14 protein-coding genes are annotated in these 17,787 nt (G+C 63.6%); 6 read left to right on the top strand and 8 right to left on the bottom strand.

What is annotated here, in order from left to right; translation table 11 throughout:
* Positions 1-376: 376 nt before the first annotated feature.
* Both QSV36_RS08270 and QSV36_RS08265 read right to left on the bottom strand, forming a co-directional pair.
* A complete protein-coding gene (locus QSV36_RS08270; RefSeq protein WP_170031641.1) occupies positions 377-1,627 on the bottom strand; it encodes a ribonucleotide-diphosphate reductase subunit beta in 1,251 nt (416 codons plus the stop codon).
* Between the two features lie 789 nt (positions 1,628-2,416).
* Positions 2,417-5,296, bottom strand: coding sequence for a ribonucleoside-diphosphate reductase subunit alpha (locus QSV36_RS08265; RefSeq protein ID WP_289131138.1), 2,880 nt, complete (start codon positions 5,294-5,296; stop codon positions 2,417-2,419).
* 832 nt (positions 5,297-6,128) lie between these two features.
* On the opposite strand from QSV36_RS08265, the gene QSV36_RS08260 reads away from it, so the two are divergent.
* Both QSV36_RS08260 and QSV36_RS08255 read left to right on the top strand, forming a co-directional pair.
* Positions 6,129-6,827: a response regulator gene (locus QSV36_RS08260; RefSeq protein WP_289131137.1), complete on the top strand. Its 699-nt coding sequence runs from the start codon at positions 6,129-6,131 to the stop codon at positions 6,825-6,827.
* The gene (locus QSV36_RS08255) at positions 6,824-8,431 is read left to right on the top strand and encodes an ATP-binding protein (RefSeq protein ID WP_289131136.1); all 1,608 of its coding nucleotides are present in this window, start codon (positions 6,824-6,826) and stop codon (positions 8,429-8,431) included. Before QSV36_RS08260 ends, QSV36_RS08255 begins: the two co-directional genes overlap by 4 nt.
* A gap of 3 nt (positions 8,432-8,434) precedes the next feature.
* Here QSV36_RS08255 and QSV36_RS08250 read toward each other — a convergent pair whose 3' ends face one another.
* Both QSV36_RS08250 and QSV36_RS08245 read right to left on the bottom strand, forming a co-directional pair.
* Positions 8,435-9,136, bottom strand: a complete 702-nt coding sequence (locus tag QSV36_RS08250; protein ID WP_289131135.1) for a 4'-phosphopantetheinyl transferase family protein — start codon at positions 9,134-9,136, stop codon at positions 8,435-8,437.
* A gap of 66 nt (positions 9,137-9,202) precedes the next feature.
* Positions 9,203-9,994: a dienelactone hydrolase family protein gene (locus QSV36_RS08245; RefSeq protein WP_289131134.1), complete on the bottom strand. Its 792-nt coding sequence runs from the start codon at positions 9,992-9,994 to the stop codon at positions 9,203-9,205.
* 130 nt (positions 9,995-10,124) lie between these two features.
* On the opposite strand from QSV36_RS08245, the gene QSV36_RS08240 reads away from it, so the two are divergent.
* From QSV36_RS08240 to QSV36_RS08225, 4 genes are all read left to right on the top strand, one after another.
* Positions 10,125-10,730: a putative outer membrane beta-barrel protein gene (locus QSV36_RS08240; protein ID WP_186680170.1), complete on the top strand. Its 606-nt coding sequence runs from the start codon at positions 10,125-10,127 to the stop codon at positions 10,728-10,730.
* A 149-nt stretch (positions 10,731-10,879) separates the two neighbouring features.
* Positions 10,880-11,557 (top strand): response regulator, encoded by a 678-nt coding sequence (locus QSV36_RS08235; protein ID WP_289131133.1) that lies wholly within the window; start codon positions 10,880-10,882, stop codon positions 11,555-11,557.
* Positions 11,554-12,900: an ATP-binding protein gene (locus QSV36_RS08230; RefSeq protein ID WP_289131132.1), complete on the top strand. Its 1,347-nt coding sequence runs from the start codon at positions 11,554-11,556 to the stop codon at positions 12,898-12,900. The genes QSV36_RS08235 and QSV36_RS08230 overlap by 4 nt, the downstream gene beginning before the upstream one ends.
* Positions 12,901-13,597: 697 nt before the next feature.
* Positions 13,598-14,920, top strand: coding sequence for a dicarboxylate/amino acid:cation symporter (locus tag QSV36_RS08225; protein ID WP_225778889.1), 1,323 nt, complete (start codon positions 13,598-13,600; stop codon positions 14,918-14,920).
* Between the two features lie 98 nt (positions 14,921-15,018).
* On the opposite strand, the gene tsaA is transcribed toward QSV36_RS08225, so the two are convergent.
* The 4 genes from tsaA to QSV36_RS08205 form a co-directional block, all read right to left on the bottom strand.
* Complete coding sequence (gene tsaA, locus QSV36_RS08220) at positions 15,019-15,711, bottom strand: tRNA (N6-threonylcarbamoyladenosine(37)-N6)-methyltransferase TrmO (protein ID WP_289131131.1); 693 nt, start codon at positions 15,709-15,711, stop codon at positions 15,019-15,021.
* Positions 15,712-15,717: 6 nt separating this feature from the next.
* Positions 15,718-16,179 (bottom strand): YehS family protein, encoded by a 462-nt coding sequence (locus QSV36_RS08215; RefSeq protein ID WP_225778887.1) that lies wholly within the window; start codon positions 16,177-16,179, stop codon positions 15,718-15,720.
* Between the two features lie 49 nt (positions 16,180-16,228).
* Complete coding sequence (locus QSV36_RS08210) at positions 16,229-16,939, bottom strand: rRNA pseudouridine synthase (protein ID WP_289131130.1); 711 nt, start codon at positions 16,937-16,939, stop codon at positions 16,229-16,231.
* Between the two features lie 78 nt (positions 16,940-17,017).
* The gene (locus tag QSV36_RS08205; protein ID WP_289131129.1) at positions 17,018-17,470 is read right to left on the bottom strand and encodes a GNAT family N-acetyltransferase; all 453 of its coding nucleotides are present in this window, start codon (positions 17,468-17,470) and stop codon (positions 17,018-17,020) included.
* Positions 17,471-17,787 lie beyond the last annotated feature (317 nt).

Here is a 17,787-nt window from a genome sequence, read left to right as displayed (position 1 = left end):
GCGGGGCAAGCCCGCTCCTACAGGTACAGCGTTAATTCGAAGCCATCGCAGTACCTGTAGGAGCGGGCTTGCCCCGCGAGGAGGCCCGCCCAGGCAAACCCGGCGGTTAAACCCCATGCAACCGCAGCGCCCGCTGCGCACATTCCCGCCAACTCAATTTCGGCTCCTCTACCGGCGGGTGTTCCACTTCCCCAGCCAGCACCACCGGCATATCCCGCATCCTCAGTCGTGTCACCGCCACCAGCTCATGCGTCAACCACCAACGCAAATGCCGGTTTACCGGTACATGCCTTGTAGGAAGCTTCCTCTTCGACTTTTTTCCTGCCAATAAAAAAGGCTGCCAATCGGCAGCCTTCTCTATGCTTCGCTAGGATTATCAATCCCAGCTCAACGCACCACCCGTCTGATACTCGATCACTCGCGTCTCGAAGAAGTTCTTCTCTTTCTTCAAGTCCATGATCTCGCTCATCCACGGGAACGGGTTGGTAGTCCCCGGGTACTCTTCCTTCAGGCCAATCTGGGTCAGGCGACGGTTGGCGATGAACTTGAGGTAGTCCTCCATCATCGCCGCGTTCATGCCCAGCACGCCGCGTGGCATGGTGTCACGGGCGTATTCGATCTCCAGCTGGGTCCCTTGCAGGATCATCTGGGTCGCTTCTTCCTTCATCGCCGCGTCCCACAGGTGCGGGTTCTCGATCTTGATCTGGTTGATCACGTCGATACCGAAGTTCAGGTGCATCGACTCGTCACGCAGGATGTACTGGAACTGCTCGGCGACGCCGGTCATCTTGTTGCGGCGGCCCATGGACAGGATCTGGGTGAAGCCGCAGTAGAAGAAGATGCCTTCCAGCACGCAGTAGTAGGCGATCAGGTTGCGCAGCAGCTCCTTGTCGGTTTCGACGGTGCCGGTGTTGAATTCCGGGTCGGAGATGGCGCGGGTGTACTTCAGGCCCCAGGCGGCTTTCTTCGCCACCGACGGGATCTCGTGGTACATGTTGAAGATCTCGCCTTCATCCATGCCCAGCGACTCAATGCAGTACTGGTAGGCGTGGGTGTGGATCGCCTCTTCGAAGGCCTGGCGCAGGATGTACTGGCGGCACTCCGGGTTGGTGATCAGGCGGTACACGGCCAGGGCCAGGTTGTTGGCCACCAGCGAGTCGGCGGTGGAGAAGAAGCCGAGGTTGCGCATGACGATGCGGCGCTCGTCTTCGGTCAGGCCGTCCATGCTCTTCCACAGGGCGATGTCGGCGGTCATGTTGACCTCTTGCGGCATCCAGTGGTTGGCACAGCCGTCGAGGTACTTCTGCCAGGCCCAGTCGTACTTGAACGGGACCAGCTGGTTGAGGTCGGCGCGGCAGTTGATCATGCGCTTTTCGTCAACGCGAACGCGAGCGCTGGAGCCTTCCAGCTCGGCCAGGCCTTCGGCGATGTCGAGGTCGTTCAGGGCAGCCTTGGCGCGCTTGACCGCATCGGAGTCGTCGGCACTGGCGGCACGGGCTTCCAGGGCAGCGGCACCACCGGCGCTGTCGAGCTTGTCGAGGGTGGCGGCGGCAGCGGCCTGCGCAGGGGTATTGCCTTTGGCGGCGACTTCGCCGTCTTCCTTGTCGAATTCGTCCCAGCTCAGCATGGTTTGGCTCCTGCTTGAGGGTTGCCCTCGGGCAACCGGTTGGATGTTAAGAATGTGATGCCTGACGCAAGGCCGTTACGGCGAATGGACAGCTCGAGAGGCTGACTCTCGTTACATCGGGTGTGTTCTGGCTTGTACCTGGCCAGGCCTCTCGGAGGGGCCAGGGACAATTGATAGGTGCCCTTTTCAGAGGGGCCGCAGTATACCGGAATTCGCCTTCGATCGGGACGCGTGTCTGGCGGGCGAGGGTAACTTTTTCGACCGGTCTGGCGTGCATCCGTTCACCAAGCGGGTGTCATTGGGTACGGGGAGGAAGTTTAGCGATAAAATGTGGATGTCACTATATGTTGTGCCTATTTATTTTTCTGGCACAGGATGTGGGGTTGGCGCGATCTTTGTAGGAGCGGCCTTGTGCCGCGATAAGGCCGCAAGACGGCCCCAGAATGGGTGCGCCGGAGCTGCCATTCCGGGGCGCTTCGCACCCCATCGCGACACAAGGTCGCTCCTGCATTGGCTGTGTTAACTGCGAGGGGTATGCAGCGTTTCGACAATGTGCGTCTTGGGATGCTTGCGGGCCTGTTCCACCGAAGTGAAGCGGCCGGTTTCCGCATTGCGACCAATCTTGCGAGATGTCATTTTTTTCCGCGCCATGGGTTACGTCCTTTTTTGAGAGGTCCTGTCCTTTTACCGACCCACGCGAACGCAGGGCAAAGGGCAAGATTTCTTCGGGACGTGGATACAAAAATGCCGCGCGGGGCACCGGTAGGCACCCCGCGCGGCACTCAGGCCTTACTGGCAGGCTTCGCAGTCAGGCTCGTCGATCGCGCAGGCCTTCGGCACTGGCGCAGGGCCGGCTGCCTGGACCGGGGCGCTGTCGCCGCCGCTGGAAACGGCGTTGAGCTTGCCGGTGTTGATGGTCGACTTCTCGGTGCTGGTCGCGGCCAGGGCACGGAGGTAGTAGGTGGTCTTCAAGCCACGGTACCAGGCCATGCGGTAGGTCACGTCCAGCTTCTTGCCCGAAGCGCCGGCGATGTAAAGGTTCAGCGACTGAGCCTGGTCGATCCACTTCTGGCGACGCGAGGCGGCATCGACGATCCACTTGGTCTCGACTTCGAACGCGGTGGCGTACAGGTCCTTCAGCTCTTGCGGGATACGCTCGATCTGCTGCACCGAACCGTCGTAGTACTTCAGGTCGTTGATCATGACCGAGTCCCACAGGCCACGGGCCTTCAGGTCGCGGACCAGGTACGGGTTGATCACGGTGAACTCGCCCGACAGGTTCGATTTCACGTACAGGTTCTGGTAGGTCGGCTCGATCGACTGCGATACGCCGGTGATGTTGGCGATGGTCGCGGTCGGCGCGATGGCCATGATGTTCGAGTTACGAATACCTTTCTTGACGCGCTCGCGTACCGGGCCCCAGTCGAGGGACTCTTCCAGGTTGACGTCGATGTACTTGGCACCACGGGCCTCGATCAGGATCTGTTGCGAATCCAGCGGCAGGATGCCCTTGGACCACAGCGAACCCTGGAAGGTCTCGTAGGCACCGCGCTCGTCGGCCAGGTCGCAGGACGCTTGGATCGCATAGTAGCTGACCGCTTCCATCGACTTGTCGGCGAACTCGACGGCAGCATCGGAACCGTACGGGATGTGCTGCAGGTACAGCGCATCCTGGAAGCCCATGATGCCCAGGCCGACCGGGCGGTGCTTGAAGTTCGAGTTACGCGCTTGCGGCACCGAGTAGTAGTTGATGTCGATCACGTTGTCGAGCATGCGCACGGCGGTGTTCACGGTGCGTTGCAGCTTGGCGGTGTCCAGCTTGCCGTCGACGATGTGGTTCGGCAGGTTGATCGAGCCCAGGTTGCAGACCGCGATCTCGTCCTTGTTGGTGTTCAGGGTGATCTCGGTGCACAGGTTCGAGCTGTGCACCACGCCCACGTGCTGCTGCGGCGAACGCAGGTTGCACGGGTCCTTGAAGGTCAGCCACGGGTGGCCGGTCTCGAACAGCATCGACAGCATCTTGCGCCACAGGTCTTTGGCCTGGACGGTCTTGAACACCTTGATCTTGTTGTACTCGGTCAGGGCTTCGTAGTACTCGTAGCGCTCTTCGAAGGCCTTGCCGGTCAGGTCGTGCAGGTCTGGCACTTCCGAAGGCGAGAACAGGGTCCACTTGCCGTCATCGAAGACACGCTTCATGAACAGGTCAGGGATCCAGTTGGCGGTGTTCATGTCGTGGGTACGACGGCGGTCATCACCGGTGTTCTTGCGCAGCTCGATAAATTCTTCGATGTCCAGGTGCCAGGTTTCCAGGTAGGCACACACGGCGCCCTTGCGCTTGCCACCCTGGTTCACGGCAACGGCGGTGTCGTTGACCACTTTGAGGAACGGCACGACGCCCTGCGACTTGCCGTTGGTGCCCTTGATGTACGAGCCCAGTGCACGTACCGGGGTCCAGTCGTTGCCCAGGCCACCGGCGAATTTCGACAGCATGGCGTTGTCGTGGATCGCGTGGTAGATGCCCGACAGGTCGTCCGGCACGGTGGTCAGGTAGCAGCTGGACAGCTGCGGGCGCAGGGTACCGGCGTTGAACAGGGTCGGGGTCGAGGCCATGTAGTCGAAGGACGACAACAGGTTGTAGAACTCGATCGCGCGGGCTTCCTTGTCTTTCTCGGCCAGCGCCAGGCCCATGGCCACACGCATGAAGAATACCTGCGGCAACTCGAAGCGCACGCCATCCTTGTGGATGAAGTAGCGGTCGTACAGGGTCTGCAGGCCCAGGTAGGTGAATTGCTGGTCACGCTCGTGGTCGATGGCCTTGCCCAGGCGCTCCAGGTCGTAGCCTTTCAAGGCTGGGTCCAGCAGCTCGAACTCGACGCCTTTCTCGACGTAGGCCGGCAGGGCCTTGGCGTACAGCTCGGCCATTTCGTGGTGGGTGGCGCTCTCGGCGACGCCAAGGAAGCCCAGGCCTTCGGCGCGCAGGGTGTCCATCAGCAGGCGGGCGGTGACGAACGAGTAGTTCGGCTCGCGCTCGACCAGGGTACGGGCGGTCATCACCAGGGCGGTGTTGACGTCCTTGATGGCTACGCCGTCGTACAGGTTCTTCAGGGTATCGCGCTGGATCAGGTCGCCGTCGACCTCGGCCAGGCCTTCGCAGGCTTCGCTGATGATGGTGTTCAGGCGGGCCATGTCGAGCGGCGCCAGGCTGCCGTCGGCCAGGGTGATGCGAATGCTTGGGTGCGGCTCGACCACGGCTTCGCTGTTGACGCGGGTGGCACGCTCCTTGGCGCGCTGCTCGCGGTAGATCACGTAGTCACGGGCGACTTTCTGCTCGCCGGCGCGCATCAGGGCCAGTTCGACCTGGTCCTGGATTTCTTCGATGTGGATGGTGCCACCCGATGGCATGCGACGCTTGAACGTGGCGGTAACCTGCTCGGTCAGGCGTGCAACGGTGTCGTGGATGCGCGACGAAGCGGCGGCGGTACCGCCTTCAACTGCGAGGAACGCCTTGGTGATGGCCACGGTGATCTTGTCGTCGGTGTAGGGGACGACAGTGCCGTTACGCTTGATCACGCGCAGTTGGCCGGGCGCGGTGGCAGCCAGATCCTGGGTGGAATCGGCGGCCTGCGGCACCTTGGCCTGCGGGTTCTCGCGAGTCGTATCGGTTTGCATGGGTGGGTGTCTCCACAGTTTCTATATTGTTCAGGCGCCTTTTGGGCGCCCACCGTTCCGTCCACTTGCTCGATGGCCTGGCAGGGGCTGCGCAAACGCATGCGCATCCGCCCGCACGGGCGTACCGACTTCGGGACAGACTCAGGAATAAGGGGCAAATGGCTTGCCGCTCCCTGGCCGAAGTCAAAGGTTCTGGGCCGGGCCCGGAACTGTTGCTGATGGATGCCAGGTCTGGCCTGACACATCCATACCCGAACAAGGCCCTGGAAGGGCTTTGCCTCGGTCACCTCCGCAGGAGCGGTTTGGCTGCTGGAATCACGTGAAGCCCAGCCGGAAAATCGCTTGATTTTGCGGGTTGACTTTTGTGTGTGATTTTGCACGAACCCCAATATCTAGTGGTTCGCTGCGATCGGGATACAAGATAATGCGGTATCGGGGGCTTTGCAAGGCGATCGCCTGTGGATAACTTGTGCGTACTTTGTGAGTGAATGGTGGGTATTCGCTGTAGGCCTTGTGCCAAGTGGTTTGCAGTATTTTTCTGCTTTCTGGCACGCCGACGCATAATTTTTCGGGCGCGAACCGTATCACAAAAAACGGTTCAGTCGAGGGGCTGGCGGGCGGCTTGGCAGTGCCGGGGGCGGGACGTAGTATCCGAAGCAGATGTTGCCTTTTGGTTAAAGGGTCATGTTTCCTGCACTGGCCTCTTTGCGGGCACGCCCGCTCCCACAGGTACTGTGCAAGCCTTGAAAGCGGCGCGGTCCTTGTGGAAGCGGGCGAGCCCGCGAAGGGGCCGGCACAGGCCACAGAAAAACAACAAGCAAAGGCACAAGCCATGGACCACCCCGCAACCCGAATCCTCATTGTCGAAGACGACCAGCGTCTGGCCGAGCTCACTGCCGAGTACCTGCAGGCCAACGGCTTCGAGGTCAGCGTCGAAGGCGATGGCGCGCGTGCCGCGCGGCGCATCGTCGACGGCCAGCCCGACCTGGTCGTCCTCGACCTCATGCTGCCCGGCGAGGACGGCCTGAGCATCTGCCGGCGGGTGCGCAGCCAGTACCCCGGGCCGATCCTCATGCTTACCGCCCGCAGCGACGAGCTCGACCAGGTCCAGGGTCTGGACCTGGGGGCCGACGACTACGTGTGCAAACCGGTGCGCCCACGCCTGTTGCTGGCGCGCATCCAGGCCCTGCTGCGCCGCAGCGAGGCAGCGGACAACAAACGCCAGGCGCTGGCCTTCGGTGCACTGCGTATCGACAATCGGCTGCGGGAGGCGCGCTTGGGCGAACAGTTGATCGAACTGACCGGCGCCGAATTCGACCTGCTCTGGCTGCTGGCCAGCAACGCCGGTCGGGTGTTGACCCGTGAACAGATCTTCACCGCGCTGCGCGGCGTCGGCTACGACGGCCAGGACCGGTCCATCGACATCCGCATTTCGAAGATCCGCCCCAAGATCGGCGACGACCCGCTCCAGCCAAGGTTGATCAAGACCCTGCGCAGCAAGGGCTACCTGTTCGTCGGCGAGGCGTCATGAACAACTCGATCTTCCTGCGCATCTACGGCGGCATGCTGGCCGTGCTGGTGCTGGTGGCCCTGCTCGGGGCGCTGAGCCTGCACCTGGTCAACGAGGTGCGTGCCGCCCAGCATCGCGAGCGCCTGGCCCAGGGGACCTTCAGCCTGATGGCCGACAACCTGGCGCTGCAGAACGACACCGAGCGCAAGCGCTCGCTGCTGATCTGGGAGCGCCTGCTCGGGGTGCCGCTGGCCCTGCAGCCAACCACTGCGCACCCCCTTGATGGCGGCCAGCGCGCCCGTTTGGGCCGCGGCCTGGTGGTGGTCGAGAAGACCGGCCCGCATGCCGCCCGGATATTGCGCAAGGTTGGCCAGCAGGACTTGCTGCTGGTCGCCGAGGTCAAGCAGGTCAGCGAACAACTGGCGCGGGCCACCCTGTACCTGCTGGCCGACGAGCTGGTGCGTTACCCGGTGACAGAACAGCAGCAGCGCCTGGAGCAGCTCAAGCGCGACAAGGGCTTTGGCTTTGGCGTGGCCCTGCAGCGCATCGAGCGGGTAAGCCTGGACGACGACCAGCGACGTCGGGTCGAGGAGGGCGATACGGTGATGGCGCTGGGCAAGGATGGCGACTCGATCCGTGTGTTCGCCGGCTTGGCCGGTTCGCCCTGGGTGCTGGAAATTGGCCCTTTGTATCAGCTCAACCCGTATCCACCGCAGTTGCTGATCCTGATCGCCTTCCTCGGCCTGTGCCTGATCGGCCTGGTGGTCTACCTGCTGGTGCGTCAGCTGGAGCGGCGTGTTTCCGGCCTGGAAGTGGCTGCCACGCGCATCGCCCAGGGCAGCCTGGACACCCGCGTGCCAACCGCTGATGCCGATTCGGTAGGGCGCCTGGCGGCAGCGTTCAACGGCATGGCCGAGCACCTGCAGCGCTCGCTGACCATGCAGCGCGAGCTGGTGCGCGCGGTTTCCCATGAGCTGCGCACGCCAGTGGCACGCCTGCGCTTTGGCCTGGAGATGCTCGAAAGTGCCACCACCGAGCAGGCCCGGGCCAAGCATCTGGCGGGCATGGACGGGGATATCCAGGACCTCGACAAGCTGGTCGACGAGATGCTCACCTACGCCCGCCTGGAGCAGGGCGCGCCTGCGTTGAAGTTCGAGCGGATTGACCTGGATGCCTTGCTCGACCGGGTGATCGAGGAGCTGGCACCACTGCGCGTGGGGGTACGCGTGCTACGCGGTGAATGCCACGGCGCCGATGCCGAAGGCGCCTGGGTCGAGGCCGAGCCGCGTTACCTGCACCGGGCCCTGCAGAACCTGGTGGGCAACGCCATGCGCCATGCCGAGGCCGAGGTGCGCCTGAGCTACCAGTTGGGGCAACAGCGCTGTCGCATCGACGTGGAGGACGACGGCCCCGGGGTTCCCGAGGGCGTCTGGGACCGCATCTTCACGCCGTTCACCCGGCTCGATGACAGCCGTACCCGGGCCTCGGGCGGGCATGGCCTGGGCCTGTCGATCGTGCGTCGCATCATCTACTGGCACGCGGGGCGGGCAACGGTAGGGCGCAGCGCCGCGCTGGGCGGTGCCTGCTTCAGCCTGAACTGGCCACGGCAGCAGCCAGCCGTGTAGCGATCAGACGCTGACCAGGCTGAGCAGGTGGCCGTCCTGCAGGCAGAACTGGCCCTGCAGCTCGGCACCCTGCCGCCACTGCGGCGACAGGTCGGTGAGCAGGCGCAGGCGGGCCAGGCCTTCGCTGGACCATTCCAGCACTTCGGCGTGCTCGAAATAGAAGCGTTGCTGGGTCAGCGGGTAGAGGGTTTTGAACAGGCTTTCCTTCAGCGAGAAGGTCAGGGTCACGGCCAGGCCGAGCTGGTTGCGGTCCAGGCGTTCGAGTTCGGCCGGGGTGAGGATTTCGCCCATCAGCCGTTCGGCGCGGTCATCGTCCAGCAGCGCTTCCTGGTCCAGGCCCAGGCCCTGGCAACTGCCCTCGGCGGCGACCACGGCGGCGGCCCAGCCCTGGCCATGGGTGATCGAGCCATGGATGCCGGCGGGCCAGATTGGCGAGCGGTCTTCGTGGGTGCCAGGCACGTAGTCACGACCGTCCAGGCGCTGCAGTGCAGCGCGGGCGCAGACCCGGCCGGCCAGGTACTCGGCCTGGCGCTTGGCTACCGAGCGCTGCAGGCTGGCGCCTGGCACCACCCCGGCACGCTGGAAGTCGTCGGGGGCCAGGCGGCTGGGGTCGAAAGCGCAACTGACCAGCACCGCGCCGGGCAATGGACGGGGTAGAGGCCAGTGGTGCTGGAGAGGGGCGCAGCAGGCAGGAAGTGTATTCATGGGGCTATTGTGCCAGCCGAGGCGGCGGCGTGGGAGATGGGGCCGCAAAGCGGCCCCTCGCGTTGTCTACTTGAACACCCTCTTGAAGAACGCCTGCATGTCCGCCCAGGAGCTTTCATCCGCTGCCTTGTTGTAGCCGATATCCGGCCCGCCATGTTCGCCATGGCTCAAGCGGTCCGCGTCCGGGTTGGTAAACCCGTGCTTGGCCCCATCGATGCTGACGAACTGGTAATTGACCTTGGCCGCATCCATTTCGGCCTTGAACGCGGCAACCTGCTGCGGGGTCACCATGCTGTCCGCCGCACCATGTTCGACCAGGATATCCGCCCGCACCACACCGGGCCTGGCCGGGGTCTGCGTGACAAGGGCGCCGTGGAAGCTCACCACGCCATCCAGCTTCTCTCCGCGCCGCGCGGCATCCAGCACCACCTTGCCACCGAAGCAGTAGCCTACGGCCCCCAGCTGGTGCTTGTTGGTATTGGGCTGCAGTTTCAGCAGTTCCAGCCCGGCGTCGAAGCGGCGCTCGGCCGCTTTCGGGTCCTTCAGTGCTTCGGCCATGAACGCCTGGGCATCGGCGGGGTGCTCGGTGTGCTTGCCATCGCCATACATGTCGATGGCCAGCGCATTGTAGCCCAGCGCCGCCAGGTCGCGGGCACGGCGCTTGGCGTAGTCGTTCAGCCCCCACCATTCATGCACCACGACGATGCCGGGGCGTTTGCCTTCGACGGCGTCGTCATAGGCGTAGTAGCCGACCAGGCGGTTGCCGTCGGCGTCCTGGTAGGGGATCTCGCGGGTTTGTACCGCCGCTTGGGCGAGGGCGGCGCTGCACATCAGGGTCAGGGCCAGCAGGGCGCGCATGGTCACTACTCCTTGTTCTTGCAAACAGTTCGTTCAGCCGGTGTTCAACCAGGGTTCAGTCGCGGTTCAGGGTGCCCTGCTTACTCTAGCTTCCAGACAGTAACAGCGCACCCAACTGTAGTATCCAGCCATGAAAACCTTCAACACCCTGCTTGCCGCCATGGCCGTCTGCGCCGCTGGCATCACCTCGGCCCAGGCTGCCGACGACAACTTCGCCAGCCTGACCTACGGGCAGACCAGCGACAAGGTTCGCAAGTCCGGCCTGCTGCAGCGCAACACCGACCACCTCGACGCCGACGGCATTATCGGCAAGGATGACACCTGGGGCGTGCGCCTGGGCAAGATCAATGACCAGGGCCGCTACTACATGACCTATGACAACGTCTCGGGCGACCACAGTGGCCTCAAGCTGCGCCAGGAGAACCTGCTGGGCAGCTATGACCTGTTCCTGCCGGTAGGCGACACCACCAAGCTGTTCGGCGGTGGCAGCCTGGGCGTGACCAAGCTCACCCAGGACTCGCCAGGTGCGAGCCGCGATACCGACTACGGGTATGCCTACGGCCTGCAGGCCGGCGTCATCCAGGACATCACCGACAAAGCTTCGGTCGAGCTGGGCTATCGTTACCTGCGCAGCAATGCCGCCACCGAAGTGGGCGCACATGGCGGGCCGAAGGACGGCACCCTGCGACTGACCAGCAGCGCGCAGACCTACCTGGCGGCTTCCTACAAGTTCTGACGGGCGAGCCGGGTTATCCTGTACCGGCCCTTTCGCGGGTAAACCCGCTCCCACAGGTACTGCACAGGTTCAAAGCGCTGTGCGATCCCTGTGGGAGCGGGTTTACCCGCGAAAGGGCCGGTACAGGCAATGCAAACAAGGAGCTGCACATGAAACTGCTGGTGGTCGAGGATGAAGCCCTGCTTCGCCATCACCTCTTTACCCGCCTGGGCGAAAGCGGCCATGTGGTCGAGGCCGTAGGCGATGCCGAGGAAGCGCTGTACCAGGCCGGGCAGTACCACTTCGACCTGGCCATCATCGACCTGGGCCTGCCCGGCATCAGCGGCCTGGAGCTGATCACCCGGCTGCGCAGCCAGGACCGGAGCTTCCCCATCCTCATCCTCACCGCCCGTGGCAATTGGCAGGACAAGGTCGAAGGCCTGGCCGCTGGTGCCGACGATTACCTGGTCAAACCGTTCCAGTTCGAAGAACTCGAGGCCCGTCTGAACGCGCTGCTGCGCCGCTCCAGTGGCTTCACCCAGTCGACCATCGCCGCCGGCCCGCTGGTACTCGACCTCAACCGCAAGCAGGCCAGCCTCGACGAACAGCCCCTGGCCCTGACTGCATACGAGTACCGTATCCTCGAATACCTCATGCGCCATCACCAGCAGGTGGTGGCCAAGGAACGCCTGATGGAGCAGCTGTACCCGGGTGACGAGGAACGCGACCCGAATATCATCGAAGTGCTGGTTGGCCGCCTGCGCCGCAAGCTTGAGGGCGAGCGCGGCTTCAAACCCATCGACACCGTACGCGGCCTGGGCTACCTGTTCACCGAGCGCTGCCGATGATGCGTTCCCTGCGGGTACGCCTGATGCTGGCGGCAGCGCTGCTGGCGCTGCTGTTCATGCTGGCGCTGCTGCCAGCCTTGCAGAAGGCCTTCAGCCTGGCCCTGCAGGAGTCGATCGAACAACGCCTGGCCTCGGACGTGACCACGCTGATTTCTGCCGCGCGCATCGAGCATGGCCAATTGCAGATGCCCACGCTGCTGCCGGATGAGCGCTACAACCTGCCGTACACCGGCTTGCTTGGCTATATCTTCGATCGCGACGGCAAGCTGGTCTGGCAGTCACGAGCCACCGCTGCGCAAAACGTCAACTACCGCCCGCGTTACGATGGCCGCGGCAACGAGTTCGCGCGCATTCGCCAGGCCGATGGCGAGGAGTTCTTCGTCTACGACGTCGAGATCAAGCTGCTGGGCGGCCAGAGCGCGGCCTACAGCATCGTCGCCCTGCAGCCGGTGCGCGAATACCAGCACACCCTCGACGGCCTGCGTGAAAAGCTCTACCTCGGTTTTGGCGCGGCCCTGCTGGTGCTGCTGGTGCTGCTGTGGGCCGGGCTGACCTGGGGCCTGCGTTCGTTGCGTCGGCTCAGCCGCGAGCTGGACGAGGTGGAGGCGGGGTCGCGCGATGGCCTGAGCCATGAGCACCCGCGTGAACTGTTGCGCCTGACCGGCTCGTTGAACCGCCTGCTGCGCAGCGAGCGCGAGCAGCGCCAGCGCTACCGTGATTCGCTCGACGACCTGGCGCACAGCCTGAAGACGCCGTTGGCGGTGCTGCAAGGGGTGGGCGAGAGCCTGCAGCAGCGTAGCGGCGAGCGCGAGCAGGCGCGGGTGCTGCAAAGCCAGATCGAGCGCATGAGCCAGCAGATCGACTACCAGTTGCAACGCGCCAGCCTGCGCAAGAGCGGCCTGGTTCGCCACCGCGTGGCGTTGCGGCCGGTGCTCGACAGCCTGTGCAGCACCTTGGCCAAGGTCTATCGGGACAAACGGGTCAACGTGACCCTGCAACTGCCCGATGCGGCGCAGGTGCCGATGGAGCAGGGGGCGTTGCTGGAGCTGTTGGGCAACCTGCTGGAAAATGCCTACCGCCTGAGCCTGGGCCAGGTGCGGGTGAGCCTGGAACAGGCGCCCGGGCAGTTGACCTTGTGCGTCGAGGACGATGGCCCCGGGGTGCCGGCCAATCAGCGCGAGCGCATTCTTGAGCGCGGGGAGCGGCTGGACAGCCAGCACCCGGGGCAGGGTATCGGGCTGGCGGTGGTCAAGGATATCGTCGACAGCTATGACGCCGAGTTGAGCCTGGAGGATTCTCCCCTGGGAGGCGCGGCCTTCAGGATCACATTCAACCTCGACTGATCGGTAGCCTGTGCCGGCCCTTTCGCGGGCAAGCCCGCTCCCACAGGGGGGCGCACTGCATTCAGTTGCTGTGCAGTACCTGTGGGAGCGGTTCACCCGCGATGAGGCCGACGCAGGCAATCTCACATTCGACCTCGACTGATCTGTAGGCTGTGCTGGCCCTTTCGCGGGCAAGCCCGCTCCCACAGGGGACCGCACTGCATTCAGTTGCTGTGCAGTACCAGTGGGAGCCGGTTCACCCGCGAAGAGGCCGGCGCAGGCAATCTCACGTTCGACCTCGACTGATCTGTAGGCTGTGCTGGCCCTTTCGCGGGCAAGCCCGCTTCCACAGGGGACCGCACTGCATTCAGTTGCTGTGCAGTACCTGTGGGAGCGGGTTCACCCGCAAGAGGCCAACGCAGGCAATCCATGATGGGCGGATTCCCGCCATCATCCCCTGTACAAATCCCGCCACCGGGCGGAAATCCGCCAGCCTTGTTCAGCCAAATCGCCCCGTCGTTGGGCATTTATCCCCAGCAAATACGGGGTCTGCACCCTTGATGGGCATTTTGGCACCACCCTTGCTATTGATCCTCGCAGAGGCCTGCCCAGGCAGCTCGAACACAACGACAAATCCCTCCAGGTGCAGGAGGGTTAGCGATTCAGGTGCCGCATCGCCCTGGGAAGGGTGAACCGGCACACTTGAGGAAATTTAGCCATGACGACACGTCAGCCGCTGTACAAATCCCTGTATGTCCAGGTGTTGGTCGCCATCACCATCGGCATCCTGCTCGGCCACTATTACCCGGAAACCGGCGTTGCCCTCAAACCCTTGGGGGACGGCTTCGTCAAACTGATCAAGATGGTCATCGCCCCGATCATTTTCTGTACCGTGGTCAGCGGCATCGCCGGCATGCAGAGCATGAAGTCGGTCGGCAAGACGGGTGGCTACGCGCTGCTGTACTTTGAAATCGTCTCCACCATCGCGCTGATCATCGGCCTGGTGGTTGTCAACGTGGTCCAGCCGGGCGCTGGCATGCACATCGACGTCAACACCCTGAATGCCAGCAGCGTAGCTGCCTATGCCGCCGCCGGCGCGCAGCAGACTACCGTCGGCTTCCTGCTCAACGTCATCCCCAACACCGTGGTCGGCGCCTTCGCCAATGGCGACATCCTGCAGGTGCTGATGTTCTCCGTGCTGTTCGGCTTCGCCTTGCACCGCCTGGGCAGCTACGGCAAGCCGGTGCTGGACCTGATCGACCGCTTCGCCCATGTGATGTTCAACATCATCAACATGATCATGAAGCTGGCCCCGGTCGGTGCCTTCGGCGCCATGGCCTTCACCATCGGCCAGTACGGCGTTGGCTCGCTGGTGCAGCTGGGCTACCTGATGGCCTGCTTCTACATCACCTGCCTGCTGTTCGTGCTGGTGGTGCTGGGTGGCATCTGCCGCGCCCATGGTTTCAGCGTGCTCAAGCTGATCCGCTACATCCGTGAAGAACTGCTGATCGTGCTGGGTACTTCCTCCTCGGAATCGGCCCTGCCACGCATGCTGGCCAAGATGGAACGCCTGGGTGCGAAGAAGTCGGTGGTTGGCCTGGTCATCCCGACCGGTTACTCGTTCAACCTGGACGGCACCTCGATCTACCTGACCATGGCTGCGGTGTTCATTGCCCAGGCCACCGACACCACCATGGACATCACTCACCAGATCACCCTGCTGCTGGTGCTGCTGGTGGCTTCCAAAGGTGCTGCCGGCGTAACCGGTTCGGGCTTCATCGTCCTGGCTGCGACCCTGTCCGCCGTTGGCCACCTGCCGGTTGCCGGCCTGGCGCTGATCCTCGGCATCGACCGCTTCATGTCCGAAGCCCGCGCCCTGACTAACCTGGTGGGCAACGCCGTGGCTACCGTGGTGGTGGCCAAGTGGGTCAAGGAAATGGACAACGACAAGCTGGCCTCGGAGCTGGCCTCCGGTGGTTCGCCGCTGGTCGATAATCGTCCGACCGACGACCTCGGCGTTGCTGAAGGCCCGGCTCGCTGATCGCGCTGCAGTAAAACCAAAAAAGGCGACCCTAGGGTCGCCTTTTTCATGCCTGCGCGGCCCCTTTGTGGAATCGGCCGGTCCAGACAGGTCCGAAATCAGGCGGGCACCACCTCCAGCACCCGGATCACCTCCGGCTGCGGGTAATGCCAGCGCACCTGCACATCCCAGAACTTCACCCCATACACCCGTTCCGCCACTGGCACCTGATAGGCCGGCCGTGGGTCCTGCGCCAGGCATTGCTCGATCAGCTCGACCACCGGTTCCCCCAGGCGCAAGGCATGTTCGCGAGCCTGCGGCAGGGCATTGTCGCTCCACTGCACGGTGATCGCGGCGGGGGCTTCGCTGGCCATCTGGTTGCTGGCGCCGGCGATGCTGTCGGCGTAGGGCACATAGGGCTTGATGTCCAGCACCGGTGTGCCATCGAGCAGGTCGATCCCGGACAGCAGCAGGCGCCCGGGCTCCACGCCCTCGAGGCGCACCACCGATTGGCCGATGCCATTGGGCCTGTGGGTCGCGCGGGTGGCGAACACACCCATGCTCTTGTTGCCGCCCAGGCGCGGCGGGCGCACCTTCAGGCGTGGCTTGTCTTCCAGCGCCTGGTGGAACAGGAACAGCAGCCAGACATGGCTGACCTGCTCCAGGCCCGCGACCGCATCACCCTGGTCGAACGGCGGCAACAGCTCGAGCACGCCGCGTGCAGCGGGCGCCAGCTGCGGCTGGCGCGGGATGGCGAACTTCTCCTTGAAACAGGAGCGGACGATACCGACCGGAGCAACCGTATGCTGCATGGCCGCTCAGCCACGTACGCGCAGGGTCAGGCCCTTGAGGAAGTTGCGCAGCAACTGGTCGCCACACGGGCGATAGTTGTCATGGCCGACCTTGCGGAACAGCGCGCTGAGCTCGGGTTTGCTGACTGGGAAATTGACCGATTTGAGGATGGCGTGCAGGTCGTCTTCCTTGAGCTCGAAGGCTACCCGCAGCTTCTTCAGGATCAGGTTGTTGCTCACCGGCAGTTCGATCGGCTGCGGCGGGCGGCTGTCGTCCTTGCCGCGGCGGTGGATCACCAGGCCGTCGAGAAAGTGCGCCATGACCCGCTCCGGGCAACGCACGAAGCCTTCCTCGTCTTCCTTCTTCAAGTAGGTGGCCAGCACCAGGGGATGCACCTCGAGGCCGGTTAGCCCGATGATCTCGGCCATCTTGGCGTCGTTCACCTTGAGCATGTAGCGCAGGCTGCGCAGGACGTCGTTGTGGTTCATTGCTGCAGAATCCTGTTCAGGTGCCGCGCCTGCGGGCGCGGCGTATTGCTTAGAAACGTTCGGTAGCGGCCAGGTAGCGCCACTGGCCCAGCGGCAGCTTGCCCATCGACACACCGCCCAGGCGGATGCGGCGCATGCTGACCAGCTCCAGGCGCAGGTACGCGCACAACTCGGCGATCTGCCCTGGCTGCGGGTTCTTCAGGGCCATGCGCAGGTGAGTCTCGTTCTGCCAGCTGGCCTTGGCCCTGGGCAGCTCGCGGTCATTGCGGGTGGCACCGCGTGCCAGGCGTTCCAGCGCCTGGGGCGCGGTCTCGCCGCGCACTTCAACGATGAACTCCTGCTCCAGGCGGCGCAGGTCGGCGTCGATCTTGCGGGTTACCCGCCAGTCCTGGGTGAATACCTGCAAGCCGCTGGCACCGGGTTCCAGCGGAGCCACGCAGGCCTGCCGGGCGAAGTGCCCGTGCAGGGAACGCACGCCTTCGCGATGGGCCTCGCTGAAGTTGCTCATGCTCATCCCGGCGCGGGCGGTTTCGCTGCTCATGCCTGCCGGCTGGTTCAGCAGCAAGGTGACCGGCTCCAGCGTTTCGGCGCGGGCGCCAGGCAGCAACTCGACGCGCTGCTGCGCGACCTTGAACTGCGGTTGTTCGACCACCATGCCATCGACCGTGACCCAGCCGCCTTCGATATACAGCTCGGCCTCGCGGCGGGAGCAGCCGAGCTGTTCGATAAGGCGTTTGGACAGGCGGACGGGTTCGGACATGACTGGGATTTCGCAAAGGCAGGGAAAGACTTGCATTGTACCTGCCTGCGCGCCAGAGGGGCTGGGAATCTGTGTCATTTACGCCATTTTGCGCAGCCGCATGTGCAGCAGAGGGTAGGGTTGGCCAAGGCCATCGGTTTCCGAACGGCCGATTACCTCGAAACCTTCATGCAGGTAGAAGCCCAGGGCCTGCGGATTCTGTTCATTGACGTCCAGGCGCTCGGCATTCAGCTCATCGATCGCGTAGTGCAGAAGGCGTTTGCCAACCCCTTTGCCACGGTAATCCGGTGCGACGAACAGCATGTCCACGCGCCCGCTGGCGACCCCGGCGAAGCCACAGATGCGCTGGCGGTCCCGGCAGCAGACCAGCATTACCGCGTCGAGGTAGCGGCGCAGCACGTGGTCGCGCAGCAGCAGGATGTAGCCCTCCGGGAGAAAGTCGTGGGTGGCGCGTACCGAGTCCTCCCACACCTGCACCAGCTCGCCATAGTCCTTCAAGCGCGGGGTATGCAACGTCATTGCCGAATGCATGCTGGTGGTCCTCCATGCGATAGGAAAAACATAGCAGGCCAACCACCGGTCAGCTTTTCGGCGTAGCGCTTGAAGGCCGAGGTCAGCAGGGCTATTAGTTAACTGTGGGAAAAAATCCCACGCAAGGAGCGACAAGAACTGAACAGGATTCCCGGCTTGATTTGGCGTTTCTCGTGGCGACGACCTGGAGACGTAACATGCAAATCCATACGCTGTTCAAGAAAGCTCTATTGGCGACCGCTGTTGCTGGCGTGCTGTCAGCGTCCACGGTGTTGATCCCTGATTCGATTTTTCATGATTCCATCGCCTATGCCAAA

The sequence above is a fragment of the Pseudomonas sp. BCRC 81390 genome (genome assembly GCF_030341915.1).
Taxonomy (GTDB): domain Bacteria; phylum Pseudomonadota; class Gammaproteobacteria; order Pseudomonadales; family Pseudomonadaceae; genus Aquipseudomonas.
This window is presented reverse-complemented; position numbering and strand designations above follow the sequence as displayed.